The organism is Streptomyces sp. NPDC027663, assembly GCF_055566415.1.
Window position 1 is genome coordinate 21,733 of sequence record NZ_JBVHSK010000023.1, and the last position, 26,175, is coordinate 47,907.

Below are 26,175 nucleotides of genomic sequence, written 5' to 3' on the forward strand. Positions count from 1 at the left end.
AGGTCCTGCAGCGGGCCCTCGTAGGTGTCCCGGGAGACCAGGTTGTAGTGGGGCTGGAGTGCCACATAGCGGGCCAGGCCCTCGCTGTCGGAGAAGTCCTGCAGCGGGCCCTCGTAGGTGTCCCGGGAGACCAGGTTGTAGTGGGGCTGGAGTGCCACATAGCGGGCCAGGCCCTCGCTGTCGGAGAAGTCGAGGGAGGCCTTCAGGCGCTCGGCGGTGATGTTGGAGGCGGCGATGTGCCGGACCTTTCCGGCCTTCACCAGCTCGTCCAGCGCGCCGATGATCTCCTCGACCGGCACCTCGGGCTTGTCGAAGTGCGTGTAATAGAGGTCGATGTAGTCGGTGTCCAGGCGGCGCAGGGACGCGTCGGCGGCAGCCTTGATGTTGGCCGCTGACAGGCCCTGGAACCGGGGGTGCTGGCTGACCTTGGTGGCGATGACGACGTCGGAGCGGTTGCCGCGCGCCTTGACCCACTTGCCGATGATCGTCTCGGACTCACCGCCCTGGTTGCCCTCGATCCAGGCGCTGTAGCTGTCGGCGGTGTCGACGAAGTTGCCGCCGGCGGCCGTGTAGGCGTCGAGGACGGCGAACGAGGTCTGCTCGTCGGCGGTCCAGCCGAAGACGTTGCCGCCGAGGGAGAGGGGGAAGACCTCGAGGTCGGTGGAACCGAGTTTGTGCAGAGAAGTCATGCTCTACGTCAACGCCGGCGGTGGATGATCGCATTCCGCCGCCGGCGTCCGAGTTCCCGCGAAGGGCCGTCACCGGCTCCCGGGAAGGACGTGTCAGGGGTTGAGGCCCTTGCCCCGCAGCCATGCCATCGGGTCGATGCCGGTGGCCTGGCCGCCGGGGTGGACCTCCAGGTGCAGGTGCGGGCCGGTGACGTTGCCGGTGGCGCCGACGCGGCCGATGACATCGCCGGTGGCGACCTTCTGGCCGACGGAGACGCTGATCGAGGACTGGTGGCAGAACCACAGCTCGGTGCCGTCGTCCAGGGTGAGGATCGTGCGGTAGCCGTAGGAGCCGGCCCAGCCCGCCTCGGTGATCTTGCCGCTGTGGACGGCCTTGATGAGGGTGCCGGTGGGGGCGGCGAAGTCGAGACCGGTGTGGTAGCCGGAGGACCACATCGAGCCGGCCTGGCCGAACGTCGAGGTGATCGTGTACGAGGAGGTCGGGAGCGCGTACTGCTTGGCCAGCTCGGCCAGGCGCTTCTCCTCGGCCGCCTGCTTGGCTTCGGCCGCCTTCTGCTCGGCGTCGGCCTCGGCCTTCTCCTTGGCGGCGGCGGCCTTGGCGGCGGCCTCCTTCTCCGCCTTGGCGGCCGCGTCGGCGGTCTGCTTCTCGGCGGCGGCGAGCGCGACGGCGTGGGCCCTGCTCTCGGCCTGGCCCTGCTGCTGCTCGGCCTGGGCCATGATCCGGTTGCGCAGTGTCTCGCCGGCGTCACCGCCCTGCTCGGCCTCGGCGGAGGTCACGCCGACGCCGCTGAGCGCGGTGGTGGCCTCGGGAGCCTTGTCGGCGTCGTCGTCGAAGAGGGAGCCGACGGAAGGCAGGTCGGGAAGGGAGATGGAGACCGGCGGTTTGCCGGTGTTGGCGCTGGCCATGCCGCCCGCGCCGACCGCGGCGATCACGCCGACGCCGAGGACGGTGGAGCTGCGTGCGAACCCGCCGCGCTGCTTGGCGACGCGGTGCCGGCCACGGACGGGGGTGATGGACTCCTCGGTGGGATTCCATTCCTCCCAGGGGCCCTCCTCCGCACGGTAGGCGCCGTAGCCGAAGGTCTCGGACTCGCGCTGTGCCGGTATGAACGGGGCTTCGGGGGCAGGCCGGTTGGACGCCACGCGGGCGTACTCCTTTCCTTCCTCCGCCTACCGGGTTAGCTGACGGGTTCGGAGCAGGAAGGTCTCCTACGCGCGTATACCGGTCGTGGACTCCGTGAGTTCACGACCGCGGCATTCGCGTGATTCACCCCAGAATGGTGGTTCCCCGGTTCCCTTGCGGGATTCGGCGCGTGCGCACGGAGCCGCCTCTTGTGACGGCTGGGACGACCGCGCTGCGTTATCGAACGTTAATAGACCTGCCGGTCACTTTCCAAGCCGTTCGACTTGATCATTAACGTTTTTGCCTGCGGAACTATCGGCAAGTAGGCGACCAAACCGGGCGAGTTGGCCGTACTTGGGGAATGTTCAGTAGTCACTCGCTGTTTGATGGTGACTCAGGTGTCATGCGGAGGGCTTCCATCCGCTCACCTTCCGTGACAACACGCGGCTCGTCCGGCCGGTCCCCACGGAAACCGGTGTGCAGGCGGTCCTGCGTATGGCGTATGCTGTAACCACAACGACGCGGGGTGGAGCAGCTCGGTAGCTCGCTGGGCTCATAACCCAGAGGTCGCAGGTTCAAATCCTGTCCCCGCTACTGAAAACTCAGGGCCCGGAATCCATCGGATTCCGGGCCCTGAGTGTTTCCGGCCCCCTTGGAAGGGCCGCTCGTCTCGGGAAGCCGCTCGTGCCGGGAAGCCGCTCACCTTGGGGGAGCGCTCGCCACGGGCAGGCCGCCCGTCACCGCAGAAGATGGGCGTTCGGCGCCTTGGCGAGTTCCTCCAGCTCCGGCAGCACGACGACCTGCGCACCCCCGGCCCGCAGCACCCCCGTCCCGTCGGCAACCGCCACGAACGTGTCCGGCTCCCGCCAGGCGGTGACGACGCGGCGCACACCCGCCGCGAGGATCCGCTCGGCGCAGGGAGCGGGGCGTGAGGCGCGGCGGGCGCAGGGCTCCAGGCTGCTGTAGACCGTGGCGCCGGGCAGCCGCGGATCGGCCGGGTCGGCCTTCGCGAGGGCCGCCTCCTCCGCATGGACCACCGGGTCGGCACCTTCGCGGGAGTGGCCGCGGGCCAGCTCCGTACCGTCGGCGGCGACCACGACCGCGCCGACGCTGAACGCCGTCTCGGAAGGCGGGCACAGCGCGGCCAGCTCGCATGCGGTGCGCAGCCAGTGGCGGTCGGCGGCGGTGGGCGCCGGGCCGGCGCCGGGGGCCGTGGGCTCGTAGCGCATGAGCACGACGTCCTCGATCCGGCGGGTGTCGAGCAGCCGCAGGCGTCCGCCCTGGTAGCCACCCGGCCCGAAGAGGCGCGGGGCCGCGGGGTCGCCGACGAACAGCGGGGCGAGGACCAGCTGGAGTTCGTCGGCGAGGCCCTGCCGGAGCAGCTGGGTGTGGACCCGTCCGCCGCCCTCCACCATCAGACGCCCGACCCCGCGCACGTCGTGCAGGTGCTCCAGCAGGTCACGCCAGTCCAGATCGGGGCCGAGCGGGACGACGTCGGCGGTGCTCCCGAGCAGGCGCGAGGCCCGTCCGGCACCCTTGTCGGTCGTATAGACGAGCTTGTCGCCGCCGGTGTGCCAGAAGTTGGCCGCAGGGTCGAGGTCGCCGGAGGTGGTGACGGTGACCTTGAGCGGATATTCGGGCCTGCCCGCCCTGGTGCGGGCCGCGCGGCGCTCGGCGGAGTTGACCAGCAGGCGCGGGTTGTCGGCGCGGATGGTGCCGGCGCCGACGAGAATGGCGTCCACGGAGGCCCGCACCTCGTCGACCCGGTCGAAGTCGGCCGGGCTGGACAGCAGGAGCCGTTCGGGGCCGGTGTCGTCCAGGTAGCCGTCGAGGGAGACGGCGGCGGACAGCAGCACGTACGGCAGGGGCATCGGCGCACTCTCTTCCGGAGGGCGGACGGTCGACAGGCAGACCGCTTGGTTCAAGTTTGAAGCAAACTTACACTGGCGACATGACGACTCGCTGGCTCACCCCCGAGGAGCAGCGCGCCTGGCGCGCCTACATCGCCGCGTCCCGCCTCCTGGAGGACGCGATCGACCGGCAGCTCCAGCAGGACGGCGGTATGCCGCACCTGTTCTACTCGGTGCTGGCCAACCTGTCCGAGGCGCCCGGCCGGCAGCTGCGCATGACCGATCTCGCCGAGACGCTGAAGATCACGCGGAGCAGGCTGACGTACGTGGTGACCCGGCTGGAGCGGGACGGACTGGTGCGCCGCGAGAACTGCAGCCAGGACAAGCGCAGCTCGCTCGCACTGCTGACGGACGAGGGGATGGCCGTACTAGAGCGTACGGCACCCGGGCACGTCGAGACGGTGCGCAGCACGCTCTTCGACCGGCTCACCCCCGAGCAGGTGGGGCAGCTGGAGGCGATCTGCACGGGGATCGCGCGCGGGCTGCAGGGTGAGGACGACGGGGCGCGGGCCGGGACGGAAGAGGTGCCGTGGCGCCGGCGGTCGTCGCCGTGCTCCGGTACGCCGTCCGACTGAAGACATTGATTCAAGTTTGAAGCATGGGGGAGGGTCCCGAGCCAGCATCTGCTTCAAATCTGAAGCAGGTGCCTCGACGGAACGGAACCCGGAGACCCGCATGCCCGACATCCCCGCCGCCACCGCCGCCACCCCGCGCGCCCGTGTCCGGGTACCGCTGCGCTTCGCCGACGGCTACCGCGCCGACGCGGAGATCGTCACCTTCCACGGCCTCGCCGACGGCCAGGAGCACATCGCCGTCGTCCTCGGCGAGCCCGGCCCCGTCCCGCTGGTGCGGCTGCACTCCGAGTGCCTGACCGGTGACGTCTTCGGCTCGGCCCGCTGCGACTGCGGCCCCCAGCTGCGCGAGGCCGTCGAGCGCATCACCGACCGCGGCGGCGTCCTGCTCTACCTCCGCCAGGAGGGCCGCGGCATCGGTCTCTACAACAAGCTCGACGCCTACGCCCTCCAGGACCAGGGCCTCGACACCTACGCGGCGAACGCCGCCCTCGGCCTCCCCGAGGACGCCCGCGACTACACGGCCGCCGCGCAGATGCTCGACGCGCTCGGCATCACCGAGCTGGACCTGCTGTCCAACAACCCCGACAAGGCAGACCAGTTGCGCTCACTGGGAGTCGCCGTGCGGGACCGGGTGCCGACCGGTGTCTTCACCACGGCCCACAACGTCCGCTACCTGCGCGCCAAGGTCCTGCAGACCCAGCACACCCTGCCGCTGGCCGAACTGACGGAGTTGCCGGACCTCACGGAGCTGACGGAGCTGACGGAGCTGAACGCCGGCTAGGGAGTCCCGCCGCCCCCGGGCCCCGGGTCTCAGCCCCGGCTCCGGTCCGGGAGCCGGAGTGCCGACAGCACGCCGAGGGCGAGGAACGCCGCCGCCACGGCGTAGGTGAGCCGGAAACCGGCCGGGGCCGGGCCGCTCGCGCCCAGCACCACCGACAGCACGGCCGTACCGACGGACGCGCCCAGCTGGGCGTTGATGCTCAGCGCGGTGCTCGCCCCGGCCAGCCGTTCCTGAGGCAGATCCCGGGTCGCCGTGGTCATCGCCGGCATCAGCGTCATCCCGGCGCCGACGCCCATGACCATGCCCGCGGCCACGATCCGCCAGGGCGCCACCCCGGCCGTACCCGTCTGCCACGCCAGCAGGCCCATGCCGAGGGTGGCCACCGCGCACCCGGCCGCGATCAGCCGGCGCGGTGCGACCCGGTCCATCCGCCGGGCCGCGATCTGCATCGTCGTACCGACCACCAGCCCGACCGGCGCCCCGAGCAGCCCAGCCGTTGCCGCGCTCAGTCCCCGTTCCTGCTGCCAGTACAGCGGCCCGAGCAGCATCGAGCCGAAGTACCCGCAGGTGAAGGGGGCGAGGGTGCCGATGCCGGCGGCGAACGTGCGGTTCCGCAGCAGCCGCAGGTCCAGCAGCGGTGCGCGGACGGCGAGCGAGCGCCGTACGAAGGCCGCCGCGAGCACGGTACCGGCGAGCGTCGGCAGCAGGGTGCCGGGCGCCGTGAAGTCGCCGCGTTCGCCGCCGCGCGCAAGGCCGTACAGGAGCAGGGCCAGCCCGGGCGAGAGCATCAGCAGGCCGGGGACGTCCAGCCGGGGCGGGTCCGCACGGCGGGCGTCCGGGGCGTCGGCCGGCAGCAGCCGGACGGCGAGCAGCAGGGCCAGCGCTCCGACGGGCAGGTTGATCAGGAAGATCCAGTGCCAGGAGGCGGCGTCCACCAGCCAGCCGCCGAGCATCGGGCCGGCCACCGGGCCGACCAGGATGGGCAGCCCCAGCAGCGCCATAGCCCGGCCGAGCCGGGCCCGGTCGGCGACCCGCATGCCCATCGTCATGCCCACCGGCTGCAGCAGGCCGCCGCCCAGGCCCTGCAGCACGCGGAACGCGATCAGACTGCCCGCGTCCCAGGCGCAGGCGGCGAGCAGGGAGCCCAGCGTGAAGAGGGCCAGCGCGAGCATGTACGTCCGCCTGGCACCGATCCGGCCCATCGCCCAGCCCGCGGTCGGAATGACGGCGGCGAGCGCGAGCGTGTAGGCGGTCGCGGTCCACTGGATGGTCTCCAGCGGGGCACCGAAGGACTCCGAGAGGTGCCGCATCGCGACGTTGACGATCGTCATGTCGAGCACCGCCATGACGGAGCCCAGGACCACGACGGTGACGATGCGGTAGAGGGCGGAGGAGGCGGGGGCTGCCTCGCCGGCCGCGGGAACGGGGCTTCCGTTGCCGGGTGCGGGAACGAGAGCTGCCTCGCCGGCCGCGGGAACGGAGGCTCCCTCGTCGGCCGCGGGAGCGGAACGACTGGTGCCGGAGGGCTGGAGGGTGGTCATCGTGGCGCTCCTCAGCCCGCGTAAGGGCGTTCGGTGCGTGCGGACCGCAACGCCCGGCCCCACCAGCCGAGCTGGCCGAGCATGCCCTTGGCGGCGCCGGCGCACACGTCCGCGTCGCGCGGGACGCCGTCCTCGCCGAGGCCCGACCAGGGCCCGTGCAGGCTCACCGAGTCGCGCACGGTCACCGCGTGCAGTTCGGCGAAGACCAACCGCAGCTGCTCGACCGCGCGCAGCCCGCCGCCGAGACCGCCGTACGACACGAAGCCGACCGGCTTGGCCTGCCACTCGCGGTGGTGCCAGTCGATGACGTTCTTCAGGGACGCCGGGAAGCTGTGGTTGTACTCGGGCGTGACGACGACGAACGCGTCGGCGGCGGCGAGCCGCGGCGACACGTCCCGCAGCGCGGCGACGGCCTCCCGACTCGGCGTACCGCCCCAGCCGGGCAGCACCAGCGGCAGGTCCACGCCGGCGAGGTCGACGACGTCGAACTCGAACCCCGGGTCCGCGGCGGCGGTGGCGAGGAACCAGTCGGTGACGGCCCGGCCCAGGCGCCCCTCTCGCACGCTGCCGACGACGACGGCGACGCGGAGCGGACGGTCCTCGGCGGTACGGGCACCGGCGGTGGATTCGGTAACGGACACAGCTGTCCCCCTCTGATCTGGGCATCCGATGGCGGGCGACCACACCCGGTGGTCGCCTCACCAGCAAGGTACAACGGTCGTTGTAAAAATTACAACGACCGTTGTAGTTCGGTTAGAGTCGACTGGTCACGAAGGAGGCAGGCGTGAGCGAGACGAACGAGTCCCGGCTGGAGCGTGCACGGCACGAGGTGTCACCGCGCAAGCTGCAGAAGCAGATGGCGATCGCGAGTGCGGCCTGCACGGTCTTCGGCCGCGAGGGGTACACGCGCGCCTCGGTCGACGCGCTCGCCGCCGCGGCCGACGTCTCCACGCGGACGCTCTACAACCACTTCCCCGGCGGCAAGGCCCAGCTCTTCCAGACGGTCGTGACCTGGACGTCGAGCGAGGTCCGCGACGCCCAGCTGGCCCGCCTGCGCGCCGCACTCGACCCGGAGCGCCCGCCGCACCCCGACGACCTGGAGCGCGCGCTGGTCGCCTTGGCACGTGGCTTCAGCGGACTCCTGACCGATTACGCGAACCACTTCGCCCTGGTCCGCCACATCCACGCGGAGGCCGACCACGTGCCCCCGGAGGTCCTGGCGGCCTGGCACGAGGCGGGCCCGGAACCGGTAGCCCGGGCCGTCACCGAGGCGATGGCCCGCCTGGAGGACGCCGGCCTGTTGAACCTCCACGGCGACGCGGCACTGGCGGCGGGCCACTTCACGGCCCTGATCTCGCACAGCATCATCCAGACGACCCACTACGGCGTCCTGCCGCTGCCGACGGCGGAGACGGAGCGCCTGATCAGGGGCGGGGTGAGCGCGTTCCTTCGGGCGTACGGGACTCAGCGGACGCCTCACGAGGCCTAGCGAACGGCTCCACAGGACCCGCCGGAACGGTTCACGGATCCGGCGGACGCCTGCGCGGCCGACGCGGCGCCTCGCAGACAACTCCACGTGCAGTACTCTGCCCGCAGTGGTGTATCGAGGGCAAAACCCAGGGCTGGGACGGACATGGTGAGAAGGAACGACCAACGGCGCGCCGCGCTCGTCGACGCGGCGATCGAGGTACTGGCGCGAGAGGGCGCTCGGGGGCTGACCTTCCGGGCGGTGGACGCCGAGGCGGCCGTACCCACGGGCACCGCGTCCAACTACTTCACCAGCCGCGACGACCTGCTCACCCAGGCCGGCGCCCGTGTCTACGAACGGCTGCAGCCCGACGAGGCGCTCCTCGAACGCCAGCGGACGGCTCCCCGTGACCGGGCCTCCTATGTCGGGCTCATGCGCGAAGTCGTGGGCCGCGTCGCCTCTTTCCGCACCGGCTATCTCGCCCTGCTGGAACTGCGCCTGGAAGCCACCCGCCGTCCGGAACTGCGCACGGTCCTCACCGAACGCGTCCGCGCCGACCTCGACGCCAACGTCGCCTATCACGAGGCCAGCGGCCTCCCCGGCGACACCATGGCCGTCAAACTCCTCTACCTGACCCTGAACTGGCTGATCGTCGAACAGCTGACGCTGCCCGAGGTCCTCACCGAGGAGGAACGGGACGCACTGGTGACGGCGGCGGTGGAGCGGATCGTGCAGAACTCCTAGACCGCCCGGGAAACCGGAAGCGCGCACCGGCTCCCTCAGGCGCACGGACCCGTTCTCTCAGGCATACGCACCCGTTCTCTCAACCGCGCGCACCCGCTCCCCTCCGGCGCACGCACCCGCCCTCCTCAATCGCGCACACCCGCTCCCCCCCGGCGCGCGCACCCGCCCTCCTCAGCCGCGCGCACCCGCTCCCCTCCGGCGCGCGTCCCCGCTCCTCAGGCGCGATGGGACCGAACGGGTGACGATGGGTGTGTTCTCACCTCACCGTTCAACCCGATGGGATTCGAGGTGGATGACATGGCCTTCCCCTCCGATTCACCCGGCACGAGCCGGCCGAGCGAGACCCGGCAACCCGGCGCGCCACCGGGCGAAGGCCTGACAGCCCTGGCGAACCTCGGCTGGCAGGCCCTGTTCACCATCGGTCTGGCATCGATGGCTCTGGGTGTCGTCGTCCTGGCCTGGCCGGGCGAGACACTGCGCGTCGTCGGCATCGCCTTCGGCGTCTACCTGCTGGTCACCGGGGTCTTCCAGCTGACCGCGACCTTCGGCACGCAGGTGCCCGTGCATCTGCGCGCGCTGCACTTCATCACCGGTGCACTGTGTGTGCTGCTCGGGCTCGTCTGCTTCCGGGGCACTCTGGAGTCGATCCTGCTGCTCGCGCTGTGGATCGGCTTCGGGTGGCTGCTGCGGGGCGTCACGATGACGGCGGCCGCGGCGTCGTCCCCCGACCTGCCGGCCCGCGGCTGGCTGCTGACCCTGGGGATCCTCACTCTGCTCGCGGGCATCGTGGTGATCGTCCTGCCGTTCGGCTCGATCGGCACGCTCACCCTGACGGTCGGCATCATGGCCATCGTCGTGGGTGTCGTCGAGGTGTTCCATGCCGTCCAGTTGCGTGTCGAAGCCGGCCGTCTGACCCGGGGCACGACCCCCAGGCAGCGGCGGTCCCTGTTCCACGCCCACCCGCACCCGCAGCACTGACCGCGGGAACGGCGTTGTTGCCGAACACGACGGAGCGCCCCGACCAGTCGGAACCGGTCGAGGCGCTCCCACGCAGGTCAGCGGGGGGTGAACCCGCCCTGCCTCGGTAGGCCCTGTGGGACTCGAACCCACAACCAATGGATTAAAAGTCCACTGCTCTGCCAATTGAGCTAAGGGCCCAGGCGATGTTGCGTGTCCGAGCATAGCCGGACGAGGCCGTGTCGCCGATCGGGTATCGGGGTCGCGGCCGCGTCCGCGTCGGTCGGAGTGGGGAGATGGTCACTTTTCGGCCGGTACCGGAGTGCCCGTGCGGGTGCGGGCGAGGAACCAGTGGCGGGCCGAGACCAGCCACCAGGTGGCCGCGAAGCCGAGGACGACCAGGACGGCGACCGGGGCGTAGTTGAAGGTCTTCCAGGTGACCGGGGAGACCTGGGGAAGCATGAAGAGCACGGTGATCACGACCACCCAGGTCACCGAGACGAGCCCGATCAACCCCGACCAGCGGCCCAGGTGCCAGGGGCCCGGCTCGAAGGCGGCGCCCTTGCGGACGCGGAGGTAGGTCGGGATGACGTACGCGATGTAGAGGCCGATGACCGCGATCGACGTCACCGCCGCGTAGGCCGTCGTGTTGATCAGGTAGGGCAGGCCGAGGGCCAGCGCGCCGAGTGCGGCCAGCCAGACCGCCGCCACAGGGGTCCGGGTGCGTGGGCTGACCGTGTGCCAGACGCGGGAGAAGGGCAGCGCGCCGTCCCGTGAAAAGGCGTAGATCATGCGGCTGTTGGCGGTCACCGAGGCCATCCCGCAGAAGAGCTGGGCGCCGATCACGATCAGCAGCAGCAGCTTGCCCGTCGTCGCTCCCAGCGCGTCCAGGAGGATCTGGGCGGGGGGTGCGCCGGTCGGGGACGTCAGCTCCTTGTCGTACGACTGGATCGCGAAGGTGAAGCCGAGGAGCAGGACGAAGCCGGCGATCCACGAGGTCCAGATCGAGCGGACGATGCCCTTCGGGCCCGCCGTGGCCGCGTCGTGGGTCTCCTCGGTCATGTGGGCGGAGGCGTCGTAGCCGGTGAAGGTGTACTGGGCCATGAGGAGGCCGAGAAGGACGACGTACGGGCCGCTGCCCCAGCCCGTCTCGTTGACGAAGTGGGTGAAGACGAAGGATGCCGACCGGTGTTGGTCGGGGACCAGGGCCAGCGCGCCGACGATCACCGCCACGCCGAGCAGGTGCCACCACACGCTCACGCTGTTCAGGAACGCGACGATCCTGACACCGAAGGTGTTCAGCAGACCGTGCAGCAGGAGGATCGCGGCGAAGAGCAGGACCGTACGGCCCGGGGTCACCCGGAAGTCGAACTGGAGGTTCAGGTAGGCGCCCAGGAAGGAGGCCGCGCCGAAGTCGATGCCCGCGGTCACCGCGACCTGGCCGAGCACGTTGAACCAGCCCGTGAACCACGCCCAGGCCGCAGCCGAGCGCGGGGGTGCCAGCCGGTGGGCCCAGAAGTACAGGCCGGCCGAGGTCGGGTACGCCGAGCAGATTTCGGCCATCGACAGGCCCACGAACAGCGTCATGAGGCCCACCGCCACCCAGCCCCAGGTGATCACCGCGGGGCCGCCGGTGGTCATGCCGAAGAGATAGAGGGTCAGGCATCCGGAGAGGACCGAGATGATCGTGAAGGAGACGGCGTAGTTCGAGAATGCCGACATACGGCGGGCGAGGACCTGGGTGTAGCCGAGCTGGGCCAGCCGCTCCTCGTCCGAGAGACCGGGTGTTCCCTGTGTTCCGCTCGCTCTCGCGTCATCTGTCATGCCCCCAGCAATTCCCTCACGAAGGGCGTGACATGCGTCACTCGGGGACCGGATGTGGCTGGAAATGCCCTGTAGCCCTGCCGGCCGGGCCCGTTCTTCCCCCGCGCGGCGGCCACCGCTCAGGTCAGCCGTCGTTGGCCGGCGGTGTACCCGGCCGGCAGGGCGGCCCACGCGCGTGGTGGCGTCCGTACCGGTGTGGGGCCGTCAGCATCGGCTTTCCCGCCGTCCGGGCCTGCCGGCCGGCGCGGCGAACGGCTGCACCGCGCGCGGGCGGACGAGGCCTCACTCCGCCACGCGAGCGCGGGGGTGCCGCAACCGTCACACCGGTTCCGGCAGCTGAGTACGGGCGTCGCGAGCCGCGGTGGAAGCTCTTCGGCGCCGCCGCCGCTCCGGCCGCCCCCGCAAACGCCGGAAGGGCCCGTACGACCGGAGTCGTACGGGCCCTTCCTCAGTTCACCCGGTGTCAGCCGTTGCGCTTCCAGCGCGGCTTGTCCTCGCGGCGGCCGAAGGAGCCGGTGCCGCGGTGGTCGTCACGGCGGCCGTAGGGGCGCTCGTGGCCACCGGAACGGAAGCCCGGCCGGTCGTCGCGGCGGTCACGGTTGAACGGGCGGTCGCTGCCCCGGTGCCCGCCGCGCTCGTCCCGGCGGAAGCCGCCGCGGTCGTCCCGGCGCTCGAAGCCACGGCCACCGCGGTCACCACGGTCGTCACGGCGCTCGAAGCCACGGTCACGGTCGAACGGACGGCGCTCACCGCGCTCGCCACGGTCGTCGCGACGCTCGAAGCCACGGCCGCCACGGTCGTCACGGCGCTCGAAGCCACGGCCACCGCGGTCACCACGGTCGTCGCGACGCTCGAAGCCACGGCCGCCACGGTCGTCACGGCGCTCGAAGCCACGGCCGCCACGGTCGTCACGGCGCTCGAAGCCACGGCCGCCACGGTCGTCACGGCGCTCGAAGGAACGCCCACCGCGCTCGCCCCGGTCCCCGCGCTCGAAGCCACGGTCACGGTCGGAGCCACGGCGCTCGCGGCGCTCGTACGGCGCCGAAGCCGCCGGACGCTCCTCGCGCTCGGCCTCGCGCTGAGCCGGCACCTCGGTCACGGCCGCCTCGACCACGGCCTCCGCCGCGGCCGCCTGGGCCTCGGCCACCGCGGCCTCCGGGTCCTCGCCGCGCTCACGGGCGACCCGGGCGACCAGCCGGTCGGCGTCCTCGCGCAGCTCGGCAGCGCGGCGCTGGGCGCGCTCCAGCTGCTTGGTGAGCTGCGCGACCTCACGCTCGGCCTGCTGAGCGGCGTTGCCCGCGGACTCGGCCTGGACCTCGGTCATGGAGCGGGCGCCGGTGATCTCGGCGACCTCCGGGTCGAAGGTGCCGGCGCCCTGGATGATGTGGCGCGCGGCGTCGACGCCCGCGTCCTCCATCAGGCGGAAGATCTGGCGGCGCTGGTGCGGCAGCGACAGCGAGACGACCGTGCCGGTGCGGCCGGCGCGAGCGGTACGGCCCGCACGGTGCAGGTAGTCCTTGTGGTCGCCGGCCGGGTCCACGTTCAGGACCAGGTCGATGCCGTCGACGTGGATGCCGCGCGCGGCGACGTCGGTGGCGACCAGGACGTTGACGTAGCCGTCCTTGAAGTCGGCCAGGGTGCGGGTACGGGCGCCCTGGGTCATGCCGCCGTGCAGCGCGTCGGCCTTCACGCCGGCCTCGCGCAGCTGCTCGGCGACGCGGTCGGCGCCCAGCTGGGTGCGGACGAAGATGATCGTGCGGCCCTTGCGGGAGGCGATCGCGGCGGTGACCGGCGCCTTGTCCTTGGGCTTCACGATGAGGATGTGGTGCGACATGGTCGTCACCGCGCCCTGGGCCGCGTCCACCTCGTGGGAGACGGGGCTGTTCAGGTAGCGGTCGACCAGGGTCTGGATCTCGTTCTCCATCGTGGCGGAGAAGAGCATGCGCTGGCCGCCGGCCGGGACCTGGTCGAGCAGCTCGGTGACCTCGGGCAGGAAGCCCAGGTCGGACATCTGGTCGGCCTCGTCCAGGACGGCGATCTGCACGTCCTCCAGGGAGCAGGCGCCGCGGTTGATGATGTCGCGCAGGCGGCCCGGGGTGGCGACGAGGATGTCGACACCGCGCTCCAGGGCGTAGATCTGGTTGCCCATGGACGTACCGCCGCAGACGACCTTCATCTTCAGGCCGACGACGTCGCCGTACGGCTGGAGGGCGTCCGCGACCTGCATGGCCAGCTCACGGGTCGGGGTGAGGATGATGGCGCGGGGCCGCTTCTTCTCGGTACGGCCGCCGGCCAGCTGGGCCAGGGTCGGCAGGCCGAAGGAGAGCGTCTTGCCGGAGCCGGTGCGGCCACGGCCGAGGATGTCCTTGCCGGCCAGGGCGTCCGGGATGGTCGCCGCCTGGATCGGGAAGGGGGTCGTCACGCCGTTCTGCGCGAGCTTGCGCACGACGCCCTCGGGGAGGCCGAGGTCGGCGAAGGTGGTCTGGGGGGTGGTGTCAGCGGCCTCGGGGGCCTCGGTGACCTCGGTCGTCACGTCGGTGAGTTCGTTCTCGTTCTCGGACACGACGATCTGGTCAGTACTGGACACGGACATGCGAATGCGAAACCTTCCGGAGTCTCTTCGGCACGCGCCCGTCAACTCCGTGAATCGCTCACGACCGCCTCAATGCGGTCCGCCACGGCAAAGGAGAGTACGCGCCACACGGCGCGCTCTGTGGTGGCGCCGGGCAAATGGGATCAAACGATCTACCACCATACGCACTCACCACCCGCAAAGGCAAACCGAGCCCATAGCCCCAGCTCACCGCCCCTGACGGCCACGGCCCGACGCTCCGCGCCACGGCAGCCCGGCCGCTCTCCCCCTCCGCCGCGACAGCGCTCGTCCACCACGGCGTGGTCCGGCGGTGCCGAACCCGCGGCACTCCCGAAACGCACCCGCACGCATCCCCCGGCACACCCCGCGCACCGCACTCACGTCGCCGACATCACACCGCCACGCCCGCCGCAGGCGCCGGCTCGCGCTGCACCAGCTGGGGCTGCGTCTCCTCGTGCGCCGAGGACGACGGCTCGGCCGACGGCGGCTCCGAGACCGGCGGAGGCGGCGTGGAGGCCGGCGGCTCGGGCGGCGGGGTGGACGCCGGCGGGGTCGGCGGTGCCTCGCTCGGCTCCGGCTCCCCGGGCTTGTCGGTCTTCCCCGGCTTCGCCGGGACCGCGGAGGCGCTGCCCGCCCGTGACGGGCGGGCCGACGCCGAGGCCGACTTCCCCCGCTTCTTCTTGCCGCCGCGCCCGTGCTTGCCGTCGGCCGCCGCCTCCTCGTGCCCGAAATCACCCGGGCCGGCCACCGGACCGCCGTCGGGTGCCTCGCCGCCGCGCTGCCCCGCCGAGTGGGAGGGCCGGGCCCGGCCCGCGTCGTCACCCACGTTCACACAGCCGGCGGCGGCGGTCACGGCCAGTACCGCCACGGCGAGACGGACGGGTACGTACAAGGGGCGCACGGCGGCCACCTCCGGGGGCAAGGAAAGAAGTCGACATGCCCAACTCCCGCCGCCCGCAAGAGGACACGCGCCGCGTTCGAACAGCCGCCCAGCGGTGACCGAGGGCGTGCGGCCGGGCGTCGTCGATGCCGAAACGGCGGGCGGTCCGGGCGCGCACGGCCGCTTGCACGGCCGGCCCGGCGAGGACCGGTTCCGGCTCGTCACGACGCCGGCAATGAACGCCTGACGCGGTACGAGGCGGAGCCCCGGCACCGCTTCGCCCCGGGCCCGCACCCCGGCGGCACGCTCCCGCGGGACGGCGACACAGCGCCCTGGATCGGCCGGGGCCCGCCCCGCATCCTCCCGACTCGGCAGGTCCTCCCCGACAATGGCCCTGTGCTGGAGATGACACGCGACAGGTTCGAAGAGCTGGTGAGCGAGGCCCTGGACCAGATCCCGCCGGAGCTGACGCGGGTCATGGACAACGTGGCCGTTTTCGTGGAGGACGAGCCACCCGCCGACGACCCGGAGCTGCTGGGGCTCTACGAGGGGACCCCGCTCACGGAACGCGGGGAGTGGTACGCCGGAGTCCTCCCGGACCGCATCACGATCTACATGGGCCCGACCCTGCGCTACTGCGAGACGGCGGAGGACGTGGTCCAGGAAGTGGCCGTGACGGTCGTCCACGAGGTGGCGCACCACTTCGGCATCGAGGACGCGCGGCTCCACGAACTGGGCTGGGGCTGACCTTCCGGCGGCCCCGGCCCGGTCGCATATCCGCACCGGGTCATGGGCATACGGGACCAATGGCCCGCGTCCCCGTCGCAGCCCTGAACCCCATGCTGAACCGGATCCGGAAGCGCAACCGCCCCGCCCGCCCGCTCCCCGGCCTGGAACTCGCCGCCCGGCCCCGCCCCTGGCTGCGTGCCCTCGGCCTCACCGCTGTGGTCCTCGTCGGCGCCTGGCTGGGCCTGCTGATCGTCGGCAACGTCCGGGCTCCGGTCGGACCGATGGACACGACGATGGCGCTGCGTCCCTCCCTCACCGGCGGCACGAAGATCAACGTGTCCCCGCTGGGCGCGCTCACCCTGGACAGTCATGTGGCGCCGGTCCGCCTGGACGTCAACGTCGACCAGCTGGACCCGCTGCGCGCCCAGGCCCTGGTGGACCATCCCGAGCGGATCTCCGGCATCCAGGACGAGGTGGCCCGGGACGTCGAGCACGGCACGCTCGACCTGGCCGTGCGCTCCGGCGTCGCGGTGGTCTCCGGGGCGACGGCCCTCGGCCTCGCCGTCTACCGCCGCCCGCGCCGGGCCCTGGCCGCCGGCGGACTGGCGCTGGCCCTGCTGGCCGCCTCGGGCGCGTCGGCGTACGCCACCTGGAACCCCAAGTCGGTCCTGGAGCCGAGGTTCTCCGGGCTGCTCAGCTCGGCACCGTCGGTGGTCGGCAACGCCCGCAGCATCGTCACGGAATTCGACGTGTATCAGAAGGAGTTGGCGCGCCTGGTGACGAACGTGACGAAGCTCTACGACGTCACGTCCAGCCTCCCGGCCTACCGGCCGGACCCCTCCACCATCCGGGTCCTGCACGTGTCGGACATCCACCTGAACCCGGCGAGCTGGAAGATCATCGGCTCGCTGGTGGAGCAGTACAAGGTGGACGTGATCGTCGACTCCGGCGACACGATGGACCACGGGGCGGCAGCCGAGAACGGCTTCCTGGACCCGGTCGGGGACCTGGGCGTGCCGTACGTGTGGGTGCGGGGCAACCACGACTCGCGGACCACCCAGCGCTACCTGGAGCGCATGAAGAACGTCCACGTCCTGGACGACGGCCGGGCGCAGACGGTCGGGGGGCTGCGGTTCGCCGGCATGGGTGATCCGCAGTTCACGCCCGACCGCTCGGTGGTGCCCGGCGGCGACGCGTCCGAGCAGCTGGCGGGCGACCGGCTGGCCAGCGCCCTGCGCGACCAGCAGGCGGCCGGCACGCCCGTGGACGTGGCGCTCGCGCACGAGCCGTCGGCCGCCAGGGAGACGGACGGTCTGGTGCCGCTGGTGCTCTGCGGCCATCTGCACCACGAGGGGACGGAGATGCTGCCGCACGGCACCCGGCTGCGGATGGAGGGCTCGACCGGCGGCAGCGGGCTGCGGGCGGTGGAGCGCAAGTACCCGGCTCCGATCGAGGCCTCGATCCTCTACTTCGACCGGGACAACCGCCGCCTCCAGGCCTGGGACGCGATCAAGCTGGGGGGTCTGGGTCTGACGACTGCCGAGGTCAGCCGCCATCTGGCGGACGAGAACCAGCCCGGCGGCGCCGGTGCTCCGCCCTCCCCGTCCCCCGCCTCCTCCAGCACCTCGCCGTAAACCGTTTTGGCGATACCCCTCGCCATCCCATATGCTTCTCACGTCCCCGACGCGCTGAGAAGCGCCCAGGCGGGCCGATAGCCCTCATCGTCTAGCGGCCTAGGACGCCGCCCTTTCAAGGCGGTAGCACGGGTTCGAATCCCGTTGGGGGCACGCAACACCGTGTGCGACACTGTTGCACGCACGCTTGGTCCTGTGGAGCAGTTTGGAGTGCTCGCCACCCTGTCAAGGTGGAGGCCGCGGGTTCAAATCCCGTCAGGACCGCTGATGTTTCACGTGAAACATCGTGGCTGGGTAGCTCAGTTGGTACGAGCGTCCGCCTGAAAAGCGGAAGGTCGCCGGTTCGACCCCGGCCCCAGCCACCAGAACGAAACCCCCCTCCCGAGCAGTCGGAAGGGGGGTTTCGTCATTTCTGGAGACCCTGAGGGGGGTTCTTGAGACAGATCGCCCGAGGCATGGTCACGGTCGGCGCCGTTCTCGTCGCCACGCTCACCCTGCCCGGCACCGCTCACGCCGCGGGGCCTAACGTCACGGACGCGCACAGCGACCAGGCCGACTGGTCGGTTCTCGACGTGCGCCTCAACTACAGCGGCGGAATCGACAAGATCACCGCGAAACTCCGCCCGGCCGGCGGCAGCGACACGGACGAGCCCGTTGCCACGATCACCGACTTCACGAAGCGGTACGAGTACAGCTCGTGGGACGCCGTCTGGGCCTCCCAGCCGATCCACCTGGACGCCCTGGGCGACTACACGGTCGACATCGTGGCCACCGAGAGCGACGGCGAGACCACCGTCGAGAAGAACGCGGGCACGCTGCACTACCAGAAGCAGCCCGTCTTCACCGGGTTCGCCGTCACACCGGCCGAACCGGACATCGAGCACAAGACCGTCACGGCCGGCGGCAACCTGGTGGTCCGCGACCCCAGCACCCGCGAGAGCGTGCCGCTGCCCGGCGCCACCGTGGACCTCACGTTCGACGGGGGAAGCGTGAAGTCGACCGCCGTCACGGACGAGACCGGCCACTTCTCCGCCTCCCACCAGACGACGCAGGGCGGCTGGACCTTCGCCGACTACAACGGCGGCCTGGGCTTCGCCGGCAGCCCCTGGATCGACGTCCGGCCGAAGGCCGCGCCCACCCGCTTCGTCCTCGACAAGAACAGCTTCCACGTCACCGCGGGCGACAAGATCAACGTCACCGGCACGCTCCAGTACCAGAGCGGCGCGGAGTGGAAGCCGCTCTCCGGCGTCCCGCTGGAGATGGACTACAAGGACTGCACCACCTGCAACCCCGTCGAGTCGACCACCGACGCGAACGGGCGCTTCTCCTTCGCGAAGTACCCGTACGGCAGCAAGAGCGTCTACGAGGTGGCCTTCCAGCCGTACCCGTACAACCCCTTCATCCGGCGCACCGCGACCGCGGACGTCACCGTGGCGGTCAGCGCGACGCCGAAGTTCGCCGAGTTCACCGCGCAGCTGGACAAGTACGCACAGCTCGACGTCACCGGCGAAGTGGACCTGGTCGGGCGCGACACCACGGACCGGCTCGCCGTGGACATCCAGTACTCGCCCAACGGCAGGACGGGCTGGACCACCAAGAAGACCGTGCAGACCACCAACGGCGCCCAGTTCGTCGTCGAGAAGCTGCCCGGCTACACGGACGGCTACTGGCGGCTGCACTACGCCGGCTCCACGGCCAAGGACATCAAGGGCGGCGTCAGCAAGAGCCTGCGCCGCTACCGCGCCCTCACCCGGGTCAAGGACGCCAACGCCTCCCCCGAGCCGGTGACCAAGGGCCGGACGATCACCGTGAAGGGCGTGCTCCAGGAGCGCGCGGCCGGCTCCCCGACGTGGAAGGCGTACGGCGCCAAGAAGGTGCAGATCCTCTTCCGGCCCAAGGGCGCGAAGGCCTGGTACGTGATGTCCACGGTCACCACGAAGAGCAACGGCTCGTTCAGCAAGGGCTTCACGGCCCGGCAGGACGGCACCTGGGTGCCCGTCCTGCTGTACCCCGACAGCAAGCACTTCGTCGGCAGCGGCACGGAGGACTACGTCGACGTGCGGTGACCTTGGCACCACGCTCGCTCGGCGCTACGTTCAGCTGATCGAGCGTGGTGTTCGGCGGTGGGGGAGACATGAGCCGGGACGAGGCCAGAGCCATTCGGGATACCGACCTGGAGAAGGACCGGGCCCGTTACGGGCTGCTCGCGGTCGTCACCAGCAACCTCGCGATCGCCGGAGTCGCGATCTTCGGTGTGTGGCAGCTCAACGGCGACAAGGCCGTGATCGTCGGCGTCCTCACCGCCGCCTTCACCGCGGTGAGCAGCATGACCACTGCCTACCTGGGCATCAAGGCCATCTCCAACACCGCGAGGTCCATCGCCCTCGGCGAAGGCGCCGCCCGCCGGCACACCGAGGCGGCCCCACCGGCACCGCCGGCCCAGCGCACCTAGGGCCTCTCTCATCCGGCCGGGGCCGGATGAGAGAGGCCCTGGACGTATCGATCGAGAACGTCGTCGCCACCGGCGGGGCCTGATCAGTGCACATGGGCCGCGTGGGCCGGTCTGGCCGGGCGTCCGAGGCGAACGTCGTCAGGACGAGGATCATCCACGACTGCACGAACGGCAGCTTCAGCGCGGCGAGCAGCCGGTCCACCACGGCGGCGATCGTGAACCCGCCGAGCAGCGTTCCGCACGCGTCGGGGGACGACCGCGGCTCCCATGGGTGGAATCGGGCATTTCGACCACGCTAGGTGGTGGCCCGGCAGTCCTTCACGGGGCGCCGTGTCTCCCCCGGTCAAATCGTTCGCGTCTTTTTCGACGGGGGTGAGATCCTGGACCGCGTATGTCTACGCATCCCGCCCTCGGCACCCTCGCCCCCCGCCTGACCGAGCTGTCGCTGCGCGACGCGCACCGGCTCGGCCGGCGGCTGGAGGGCGCGCGCAAGATCCGTAAGCCCGAGGCCCGTGCCGCCGTTCTCGCCGAGATCGACGCCGAGATCGGCAAGGCCGAGGTCCGGATGGCCGAGCGGCGCTCCCGCGTGCCGGCCGTCACCTACCCCGAGCAGCTGCCCGTCAGCCAGAAGAAGGACGAGATCGCGGCGGCCATCCGTGATCACCAGGTCGTCATCGTCGCCGGTGAGACCGGGTCCGGCAAGACGACCCAGATCCCGAAGATCTGCATGGAGCTGGGCCGTGGGGTCCGCGGGATGATCGGGCACACCCAGCCCCGTCGGATCGCGGCCCGTACCGTCGCCGAGCGTGTCGCGGAGGAACTGAAGACCCCGCTCGGCGAGACCGTCGGCTGGAAGGTCCGCTTCACCGACCAGGTGAACCCCGACGCCACCTTCGTCAAGCTGATGACGGACGGCATCCTGCTCGCCGAGATCCAGACCGACCGCGAGCTGCGCGCCTACGACACGATCGTCATCGACGAGGCCCACGAGCGGTCCCTCAACATCGACTTCCTGCTGGGCTACCTGGCCCAGCTGCTGCCGAAGCGCCCGGACCTGAAGGTCGTCATCACCTCGGCGACCATCGACCCGGAGCGCTTCTCGCGGCACTTCGGGGACGCCCCGATCGTCGAGGTCAGCGGGCGGACGTACCCGGTGGAGGTGCGGTACCGCCCGCTCCTCGAAGAGGACTCCGAGGACGCCGACCGGGATCAGATCACGGCCATCACCGACGCCGTCGAGGAGCTGATGGGGGAGGGGCAGGGCGACATCCTCGTCTTCCTCTCCGGTGAGCGGGAGATCCGGGACACCGCGGACGCGCTCGAGAAGAAGAAGTACAGGTTCACCGAGGTGCTGCCCCTGTACGCCCGGCTGTCCCACGCCGAGCAGCACCGGGTCTTCCAGCCGCACACCGGGCGCAGGATCGTTCTGGCGACCAACGTCGCCGAGACGTCCCTCACCGTCCCCGGCATCAAGTACGTCATCGACCCCGGCTTCGCCCGGATCAGCCGCTACAGCCACCGCACCAAGGTCCAGCGGCTGCCGATCGAACCGATCTCGCAGGCCAGTGCCAACCAGCGCAAGGGCCGCTGCGGCCGTACGAGCGACGGCATCTGCATCCGTCTGTACAGCGAGGACGACTTCCTCGCCCGCCCGGAGTTCACCGACGCGGAGATCCTCCGGACCAACCTCGCCTCCGTCATCCTGCAGATGACCGCGGCCGGCCTCGGCGACATCGAGAAGTTCCCCTTCATCGACCCGCCGGACCACCGCAACATCCGCGACGGCGTGCAGCTGCTCCAGGAGCTGCACGCCCTCGACCCGGCCCAGAAGGACCCGCGCAAGCGCCTGACCGACACCGGCCGCAAGCTGGCCCAGCTGCCCGTCGACCCCCGGCTGGCCCGCATGGTCCTGGAGGCCGACAGGAACGACTGTGTCCGCGAGGTCATGGTCATCGCCGCTGCGCTGTCCATCCAGGACCCGCGCGAGCGCCCGGCCGACAAGCAGACCCAGGCCGACCAGCAGCACGCCCGCTTCAAGGACGAGACCAGCGACTTCCTGGCCTATCTGAACCTGTGGCGGTACGTCCGCGAGCAGCAGAAGGAGCGGGGCTCCAGCTCGTTCCGCCGGATGTGCAAGCAGGAGTACCTCAACTTCCTGCGCATCCGCGAATGGCAGGACATCTACACCCAGCTGCGCACGGTCGCCAAGCAGATGGGCATCCATCTCAGCGAGACCGACGCCCCCGCCGACCGCATCCACACCTCGCTCCTCGCCGGCCTCCTCTCCCACATCGGGATGAAGGACGTGAAGGACGGCAACAAGAACGAGTACCTCGGCGCACGCAGCGCCAAGTTCGCGATCTTCCCCGGCTCGGCGCTGTTCAAGAAGCAGCCGAAGTTCGTGATGTCGGCCGAGCTGGTGGAGACCTCGCGGCTGTGGGCGCGGGTCAACGCCAGGATCGAGCCCGAATGGGTCGAGCCGGTCGCCGAACACCTCCTCAAGCGGACGTACAGCGAACCGCACTGGGAGAAGGACCAGGCGGCCGTGATGGCGTACGAGAAGGTCACGCTCTACGGCGTGCCGATCGTCGCCCAGCGGAAGGTGAACTACGGCCGTATCGACCCCGAGGTCTCCCGCGAGCTCTTCATCCGCAACGCGCTCGTGGAGGGTGACTGGCGCACCCACCACAAGTTCTTCGCCGACAACCGCAAACTCCTCAGCGAGGTCGAGGAGCTGGAGCACCGGGCCCGGCGCCGGGACATCGTCGTGGACGACGACACCCTCTTCGACTTCTACGACCAGCGGGTGCCCGAACACGTGGTGTCCGGCGCCCACTTCGACTCCTGGTGGAAGCGGAAGCGGCACGAGCAGCCGGACTTCCTGGACTTCGAGCGCGAGATGCTCATCCGGGAGTCGGCCGAGGCGGTCACCAAGGCCGACTACCCGGACACCTGGCGCCAGGGCAACCTCAAGTTTCGGGTCACCTACCAGTTCGAGCCGGGCGCGGACGCCGACGGCGTGACCGTCCACGTCCCGCTCCAGGTCCTCAACCAGGTCACCGGCGAGGGCTTCGACTGGCAGATCCCGGGCCTGCGCGAGGAGGTCGTGACGGAACTGATCCGTTCCCTCCCCAAGCCGGTCCGCCGCCACTACGTCCCGGCGCCGAACTATGCGAAGGCGTTCCTGGACAAGGCGGTGCCCCTGCAGGAGCCGTTGACGGTCACGATGGCCCGCGAGCTGAAGCGCATGGTCGGCGTCCCCTTCGAGGCGGACGACTTCGACTGGGCCAGGGTCCCCGACCACCTGAAGATCACCTTCAGGATCGTGGACGAGCGGCGCCGCAAGCTGGCCGAGGACAAGGACCTCGAGGCGCTGAAGCTGCGCCTCAAGCCGAAGGCCCGCCAGGCCCTCTCGCAGGCCGCGGCGGCGACCGCGTCGCGCGAGGGCGGCGAGTCCCTGGAGCGCAAGGGCCTGACCGACTGGACGATCGGCACGCTCACCCGTGTCTTCGAGACCCGCCGCGCCGGGCAGCCGGTCAAGGCGTACCCGGCGCTGGTGGACGACGGCGACACGGTCTCCGTCCGCCTCTTCGACACGGAGGCCGAGCAGGCGGAGGCCATGTGGAAGGGCACCCGCCGGCTGATCCTGCGCAACATCCCGGTGAACCCGGCGAAGTTCGCCTCGGACAAGCTGACGAACCAGCAGAAGCTCGCCCTGTCCGCGAATCCGCACGGCTCCATGCAGGCCCTGTTCGACGACTGTGCGATGGCCGCGGCGGACAAGCTGATCGGCGACTTCGGCGGGCCGGCGTGGGACGAGGAGTCCTACCGGAAGCTGTACGACAAGGTGCGCGCGGAGATCGTGGACACGACGGTCCGTACGGTCGCCCAGGTGCAGCAGGTCCTGGCCGCCTGGCAGGCCTGTGAGCGCCGCCTGAAGTCCGTGAGCAGCCCGACGCTGCTCGCAAACCTCACGGACGTCCGCAAGCAGCTGGACGCCCTCGTGAAGCCCGGTTTCGTGACGTGGGCGGGGATACGACGGCTCCCCGACCTCATGCGGTACCTGGTGGCCGCGGACCGGCGCCTGCAGCAGATGCCGACGAACGTCCAGCGGGACACCACCCGCATGGAGAAGGTCCACGAGATGCAGGACGAGTACGCCTGGCTCCTGGAACAGCTCCCCCAGGGCCGGCCGGTCCCGGGCTCGGTCCTGGACATCCGCTGGATGCTGGAGGAGCTGCGGGTCAGCTATTTCGCCCATGCCCTGGGCACGGCGTACCCCGTCTCCGACAAGCGGATCGTGAAGGCGATCGACGCCGCCGCACCGTAGCCGGTCACTCACGGGCGGTGAGTTCGACCAGGCGGGCCCACCTCCTGTACAGTCTGTCTCGCAGCGCAGGACGGCAAGTCAAGCGCCGCGAAACCTGGTCCTGTGGAGCAGTTTGGAGTGCTCGCCACCCTGTCAAGGTGGAGGCCGCGGGTTCAAATCCCGTCAGGACCGCAAGATGAGTGAGGCCCGCCCCGCAAGGGAAGCGGGCCTCACTCATATCCGCACCCGCACCCGCACATCACCCTGCCCAGACGGAGGCCGCGCCCGCGGCGCAGCCGCAATCCACACAGCAAATCCCGTCAGGACCGCAAGATGAGTGAGGCCCGCCCCGCGAGGGAGCGGGCCTCGGCCGTATCCCGTCAGGACCGCACAGGCCCGCGTCCGGCAGGGGGCGGACCTCTTGCGTGCCGCCCCCCCCCCCCCCCCCCAGGACCGCCTGTGCAAGGCCGGAAGGGGCCCCTGGCGGCGCGGGGCGGCTCGGGCCGGCGTCGGCGCCCTTGACGGCGTCACGTTCCGTCGGTACCCAGGGAGCAGAACCCCGTTCCTCCTGTGCGGCCCCGGAGGTGGCGTATGGCGGCGTCGGTCAGGCATGAGACGCGGGCGCTTCTGAGGGCGCATCTGTCGGCCGCCTCGTCCTACCGGCACCTCACCCGCCATTGCCCCATCTGCCACCGCCTGCTGCGGCTGGCGATGGACGCCGGCCCGCGCGGGCAGGAGGGCGAGCAGGAGGCCGCCGAGGACGACGAAAGCCCCCGCACCGCATGACCTCCGCCCGGCTCAACCGCCGTACGGGCGGGGGATGCTGGAAGGGCCGCTTCCATTAGCGCACGGACGCCGTGGGCAACAAGCGCCCAGCCGTGTGACGGGAGTCACCGCATGAGTTTTTCAAACAGCGGTACTTACCCCCTTCATACAACTGGTCGATTTTATATGTGCAATTGCACCGCTCCCAGAGGTCCCGCACAGCCGTTCCGACAGGCCTGCCCAGACTCCGACAAGGACACTCACAGCGGCACCCCACGCCCCCGACCTGCGCACAAAAAAGATCGCGCTGGACCCGGCGGAGTCCAGCGCGATCGACGACGCACCCTGTGAAGCTTGCCTGCAACGTTCTCTCGGCTTGGGCGTGGGGCCTGTTGGGGCAGGTCCCGCGTCGCTTGGAGCTAGGGTTTCGGGCGCCTCGGCCGGATGGGGGACCGACCGTTCTGCCCGGTTATGAAGTTGTTCAGGCCTCGCTGCGCTGCTGCGGGATGCCCGCAAGCAGGGCGCGAACCTCGGCCTCGCGATAGCGGCGGTGCCCGCCGAGCGTACGGATGGAAGTGAGCTTCCCTGCCTTCGCCCACCGCGTGACCGTCTTGGGGTCGACGCGGAACATCGTGGCGACCTCAGCCGGGGTCAGCAGCGGCTCAGCATCAGGGGTGCGAGCGGTCATGAGCGGCCTCCTCGGGAGAACCGAACCTTCTCGGTTCTTTCCTCTAAATTCTGCACCTTGACCCGCGTTGCCCGAAATGGCGGACGCGAGTCGAGTCGGTTATAGGACGAACGGCTTGTCCTCGGCACTACAACTACACCATCTGTCCAGCCCCGTCGGCCAAACCGATGGAATTGCCCTCCCAGGTGTTCATCAGCGACGGAAGCCGATGGACCATGCCATAGCGGACAGTCACGCCACTGTGACGATCAGTCACAGGGCGATCAGGAGTCACCAGACCCCCCAAAGCGTGCAATGCTGAGAATCCGCCCACAGTGGAGCATAGTTGGGCGGAAGGAGCCCTCCCCGGACTCCTTGTCCTATTTTGGCACGAGGGGTGGCAAGAGGCGCAAGAGCCAGGTAAGTGCTGTCCATCACCCTTGAGACAAAAGTCCAGATCGGGACCAACGTCCCGTCAGATGGGCAAGTGCCATAGACCGTACGTGGTTCGCCGCGGTTTGGGCCGTGATGTAC

The 26,175-nt window shown here is 70.6% G+C and carries 21 protein-coding genes, 6 tRNA genes, 1 pseudogene and 1 riboswitch; of the genes and pseudogenes, 17 read left to right on the forward strand and 11 right to left on the reverse strand.

Annotation, left to right across the window (positions count from 1 at the left end; translation table 11 throughout):
- Both ACZ4SF_RS35675 and ACZ4SF_RS35680 read right to left on the reverse strand, forming a co-directional pair.
- On the reverse strand, positions 1-689 hold a 689-nt coding region (locus tag ACZ4SF_RS35675; protein WP_468392810.1), incomplete at its 3' end, for an aldo/keto reductase.
- A 93-nt stretch (positions 690-782) separates the two neighbouring features.
- Positions 783-1,832, reverse strand: a complete 1,050-nt coding sequence (locus ACZ4SF_RS35680; RefSeq protein WP_468392812.1) for a M23 family metallopeptidase — start codon at positions 1,830-1,832, stop codon at positions 783-785.
- Positions 1,833-1,841: 9 nt separating this feature from the next.
- A riboswitch (cyclic di-AMP (ydaO/yuaA leader) is annotated at positions 1,842-2,011 on the reverse strand.
- A gap of 321 nt (positions 2,012-2,332) precedes the next feature.
- On the opposite strand from ACZ4SF_RS35680, the gene ACZ4SF_RS35685 reads away from it, so the two are divergent.
- Positions 2,333-2,406: transfer RNA gene (locus tag ACZ4SF_RS35685), tRNA-Met, on the forward strand.
- Between the two features lie 143 nt (positions 2,407-2,549).
- Here ACZ4SF_RS35685 and ACZ4SF_RS35690 read toward each other — a convergent pair.
- Positions 2,550-3,683, reverse strand: coding sequence for a dihydrofolate reductase family protein (locus tag ACZ4SF_RS35690; RefSeq protein ID WP_468392814.1), 1,134 nt, complete (start codon positions 3,681-3,683; stop codon positions 2,550-2,552).
- An 80-nt stretch (positions 3,684-3,763) separates the two neighbouring features.
- Between ACZ4SF_RS35690 and ACZ4SF_RS35695 the strand changes: the two genes are divergently transcribed.
- Positions 3,764-4,297, forward strand: coding sequence for a MarR family winged helix-turn-helix transcriptional regulator (locus ACZ4SF_RS35695; RefSeq protein ID WP_468392816.1), 534 nt, complete (start codon positions 3,764-3,766; stop codon positions 4,295-4,297).
- Between the two features lie 100 nt (positions 4,298-4,397).
- Positions 4,398-5,078: a GTP cyclohydrolase II gene (locus ACZ4SF_RS35700; RefSeq protein WP_468392818.1), complete on the forward strand. Its 681-nt coding sequence runs from the start codon at positions 4,398-4,400 to the stop codon at positions 5,076-5,078.
- Between the two features lie 29 nt (positions 5,079-5,107).
- On the opposite strand, the gene ACZ4SF_RS35705 is transcribed toward ACZ4SF_RS35700, so the two are convergent.
- Both ACZ4SF_RS35705 and ACZ4SF_RS35710 read right to left on the reverse strand, forming a co-directional pair.
- The gene (locus ACZ4SF_RS35705; RefSeq protein ID WP_468392820.1) at positions 5,108-6,619 is read right to left on the reverse strand and encodes a DHA2 family efflux MFS transporter permease subunit; all 1,512 of its coding nucleotides are present in this window, start codon (positions 6,617-6,619) and stop codon (positions 5,108-5,110) included.
- 11 nt (positions 6,620-6,630) lie between these two features.
- Positions 6,631-7,260: an NADPH-dependent FMN reductase gene (locus tag ACZ4SF_RS35710; RefSeq protein WP_468392822.1), complete on the reverse strand. Its 630-nt coding sequence runs from the start codon at positions 7,258-7,260 to the stop codon at positions 6,631-6,633.
- A 143-nt stretch (positions 7,261-7,403) separates the two neighbouring features.
- Between ACZ4SF_RS35710 and ACZ4SF_RS35715 the strand changes: the two genes are divergently transcribed.
- The 3 genes from ACZ4SF_RS35715 (at position 7,404) to ACZ4SF_RS35725 (ending at position 9,809) form a co-directional block, all read left to right on the forward strand.
- On the forward strand, positions 7,404-8,108 hold the full coding sequence (locus ACZ4SF_RS35715; RefSeq protein WP_468392824.1) for a TetR/AcrR family transcriptional regulator C-terminal domain-containing protein: 705 nt from the start codon (positions 7,404-7,406) through the stop codon (positions 8,106-8,108).
- A gap of 144 nt (positions 8,109-8,252) precedes the next feature.
- Positions 8,253-8,831, forward strand: a complete 579-nt coding sequence (locus tag ACZ4SF_RS35720) for a TetR/AcrR family transcriptional regulator (RefSeq protein ID WP_468392826.1) — start codon at positions 8,253-8,255, stop codon at positions 8,829-8,831.
- Positions 8,832-9,128: 297 nt separating this feature from the next.
- Entirely contained in the window at positions 9,129-9,809 is a 681-nt protein-coding gene (locus tag ACZ4SF_RS35725) for an HdeD family acid-resistance protein (RefSeq protein WP_468392828.1), read from the forward strand.
- Positions 9,810-9,916: 107 nt separating this feature from the next.
- On the opposite strand, the gene ACZ4SF_RS35730 is transcribed toward ACZ4SF_RS35725, so the two are convergent.
- The 4 genes from ACZ4SF_RS35730 to ACZ4SF_RS35745 all read right to left on the reverse strand — a co-directional run bounded on the left by ACZ4SF_RS35730 (position 9,917) and on the right by ACZ4SF_RS35745 (position 15,106).
- A tRNA-Lys gene (locus tag ACZ4SF_RS35730) sits at positions 9,917-9,989 on the reverse strand.
- 99 nt (positions 9,990-10,088) lie between these two features.
- Complete coding sequence (locus ACZ4SF_RS35735) at positions 10,089-11,612, reverse strand: amino acid permease (protein ID WP_468392830.1); 1,524 nt, start codon at positions 11,610-11,612, stop codon at positions 10,089-10,091.
- A gap of 463 nt (positions 11,613-12,075) precedes the next feature.
- A complete protein-coding gene (locus ACZ4SF_RS35740) occupies positions 12,076-14,205 on the reverse strand; it encodes a DEAD/DEAH box helicase (protein WP_468392832.1) in 2,130 nt (709 codons plus the stop codon).
- A gap of 391 nt (positions 14,206-14,596) precedes the next feature.
- Positions 14,597-15,106, reverse strand: coding sequence for a hypothetical protein (locus ACZ4SF_RS35745; RefSeq protein WP_468392834.1), 510 nt, complete (start codon positions 15,104-15,106; stop codon positions 14,597-14,599).
- A 94-nt stretch (positions 15,107-15,200) separates the two neighbouring features.
- Between ACZ4SF_RS35745 and ACZ4SF_RS35750 the strand changes: the two genes are divergently transcribed.
- From ACZ4SF_RS35750 to ACZ4SF_RS35785, 8 genes are all read left to right on the forward strand, one after another.
- Complete coding sequence (locus ACZ4SF_RS35750; RefSeq protein ID WP_468392836.1) at positions 15,201-15,332, forward strand: hypothetical protein; 132 nt, start codon at positions 15,201-15,203, stop codon at positions 15,330-15,332.
- Between the two features lie 149 nt (positions 15,333-15,481).
- Positions 15,482-15,832, forward strand: coding sequence for a metallopeptidase family protein (locus ACZ4SF_RS35755; protein ID WP_468392838.1), 351 nt, complete (start codon positions 15,482-15,484; stop codon positions 15,830-15,832).
- Positions 15,833-15,891: 59 nt separating this feature from the next.
- A complete protein-coding gene (locus ACZ4SF_RS35760) occupies positions 15,892-17,448 on the forward strand; it encodes a metallophosphoesterase family protein (RefSeq protein WP_468392840.1) in 1,557 nt (518 codons plus the stop codon).
- 80 nt (positions 17,449-17,528) lie between these two features.
- Positions 17,529-17,601, forward strand: a tRNA-Glu gene (locus tag ACZ4SF_RS35765).
- Positions 17,602-17,637: 36 nt separating this feature from the next.
- Positions 17,638-17,712: transfer RNA gene (locus tag ACZ4SF_RS35770), tRNA-Asp, on the forward strand.
- Between the two features lie 24 nt (positions 17,713-17,736).
- Positions 17,737-17,813: transfer RNA gene (locus tag ACZ4SF_RS35775), tRNA-Phe, on the forward strand.
- A 69-nt stretch (positions 17,814-17,882) separates the two neighbouring features.
- Positions 17,883-19,514, forward strand: a complete 1,632-nt coding sequence (locus ACZ4SF_RS35780) for a collagen binding domain-containing protein (RefSeq protein WP_468392842.1) — start codon at positions 17,883-17,885, stop codon at positions 19,512-19,514.
- Between the two features lie 68 nt (positions 19,515-19,582).
- Positions 19,583-19,900: a hypothetical protein gene (locus ACZ4SF_RS35785; RefSeq protein WP_468392844.1), complete on the forward strand. Its 318-nt coding sequence runs from the start codon at positions 19,583-19,585 to the stop codon at positions 19,898-19,900.
- A 124-nt stretch (positions 19,901-20,024) separates the two neighbouring features.
- On the opposite strand, the pseudogene ACZ4SF_RS35790 reads toward ACZ4SF_RS35785, so the two are convergent.
- Positions 20,025-20,132, reverse strand: a pseudogene (locus tag ACZ4SF_RS35790) (ABC transporter permease); the annotation flags it as partial.
- Positions 20,133-20,291: 159 nt separating this feature from the next.
- Between ACZ4SF_RS35790 and hrpA the strand changes: the two are divergent.
- The 3 genes from hrpA to ACZ4SF_RS35805 all read left to right on the forward strand — a co-directional run bounded on the left by hrpA (position 20,292) and on the right by ACZ4SF_RS35805 (position 24,995).
- Positions 20,292-24,230 carry an ATP-dependent RNA helicase HrpA gene (hrpA, locus tag ACZ4SF_RS35795; RefSeq protein ID WP_468392846.1) on the forward strand — a complete coding sequence of 1,313 codons (3,939 nt, stop codon included), beginning with the start codon at positions 20,292-20,294 and terminating at the stop codon, positions 24,228-24,230.
- A 96-nt stretch (positions 24,231-24,326) separates the two neighbouring features.
- Positions 24,327-24,401, forward strand: a tRNA-Asp gene (locus ACZ4SF_RS35800).
- 399 nt (positions 24,402-24,800) lie between these two features.
- The gene (locus tag ACZ4SF_RS35805; protein WP_468392848.1) at positions 24,801-24,995 is read left to right on the forward strand and encodes a DUF6274 family protein; all 195 of its coding nucleotides are present in this window, start codon (positions 24,801-24,803) and stop codon (positions 24,993-24,995) included.
- Positions 24,996-25,455: 460 nt separating this feature from the next.
- On the opposite strand, the gene bldC is transcribed toward ACZ4SF_RS35805, so the two are convergent.
- The gene (gene bldC / locus ACZ4SF_RS35810) at positions 25,456-25,662 is read right to left on the reverse strand and encodes a developmental transcriptional regulator BldC (RefSeq protein ID WP_003949541.1); all 207 of its coding nucleotides are present in this window, start codon (positions 25,660-25,662) and stop codon (positions 25,456-25,458) included.
- Positions 25,663-26,175: the final 513 nt, after the last annotated feature.

Coding starts and splice junctions, on each gene's coding strand:
- ACZ4SF_RS35785 (WP_468392844.1), top strand. CDS start 19,583: ATGAGCCGGGACGAGGCCAGAGCCATTCGGGATACCGACCTGGAGAAG.
- ACZ4SF_RS35735 (WP_468392830.1), bottom strand. CDS start 11,612: ATGACAGATGACGCGAGAGCGAGCGGAACACAGGGAACACCCGGTCTC.
- ACZ4SF_RS35725 (WP_468392828.1), top strand. CDS start 9,129: ATGGCCTTCCCCTCCGATTCACCCGGCACGAGCCGGCCGAGCGAGACC.
- bldC (WP_003949541.1), bottom strand. CDS start 25,662: ATGACCGCTCGCACCCCTGATGCTGAGCCGCTGCTGACCCCGGCTGAG.
- ACZ4SF_RS35705 (WP_468392820.1), bottom strand. CDS start 6,619: ATGACCACCCTCCAGCCCTCCGGCACCAGTCGTTCCGCTCCCGCGGCC.
- ACZ4SF_RS35690 (WP_468392814.1), bottom strand. CDS start 3,683: ATGCCCCTGCCGTACGTGCTGCTGTCCGCCGCCGTCTCCCTCGACGGC.
- ACZ4SF_RS35700 (WP_468392818.1), top strand. CDS start 4,398: ATGCCCGACATCCCCGCCGCCACCGCCGCCACCCCGCGCGCCCGTGTC.
- ACZ4SF_RS35760 (WP_468392840.1), top strand. CDS start 15,892: ATGGCCCGCGTCCCCGTCGCAGCCCTGAACCCCATGCTGAACCGGATC.
- ACZ4SF_RS35695 (WP_468392816.1), top strand. CDS start 3,764: ATGACGACTCGCTGGCTCACCCCCGAGGAGCAGCGCGCCTGGCGCGCC.
- ACZ4SF_RS35805 (WP_468392848.1), top strand. CDS start 24,801: ATGGCGGCGTCGGTCAGGCATGAGACGCGGGCGCTTCTGAGGGCGCAT.
- ACZ4SF_RS35740 (WP_468392832.1), bottom strand. CDS start 14,205: ATGTCCGTGTCCAGTACTGACCAGATCGTCGTGTCCGAGAACGAGAAC.
- hrpA (WP_468392846.1), top strand. CDS start 20,292: ATGTCTACGCATCCCGCCCTCGGCACCCTCGCCCCCCGCCTGACCGAG.
- ACZ4SF_RS35720 (WP_468392826.1), top strand. CDS start 8,253: ATGGTGAGAAGGAACGACCAACGGCGCGCCGCGCTCGTCGACGCGGCG.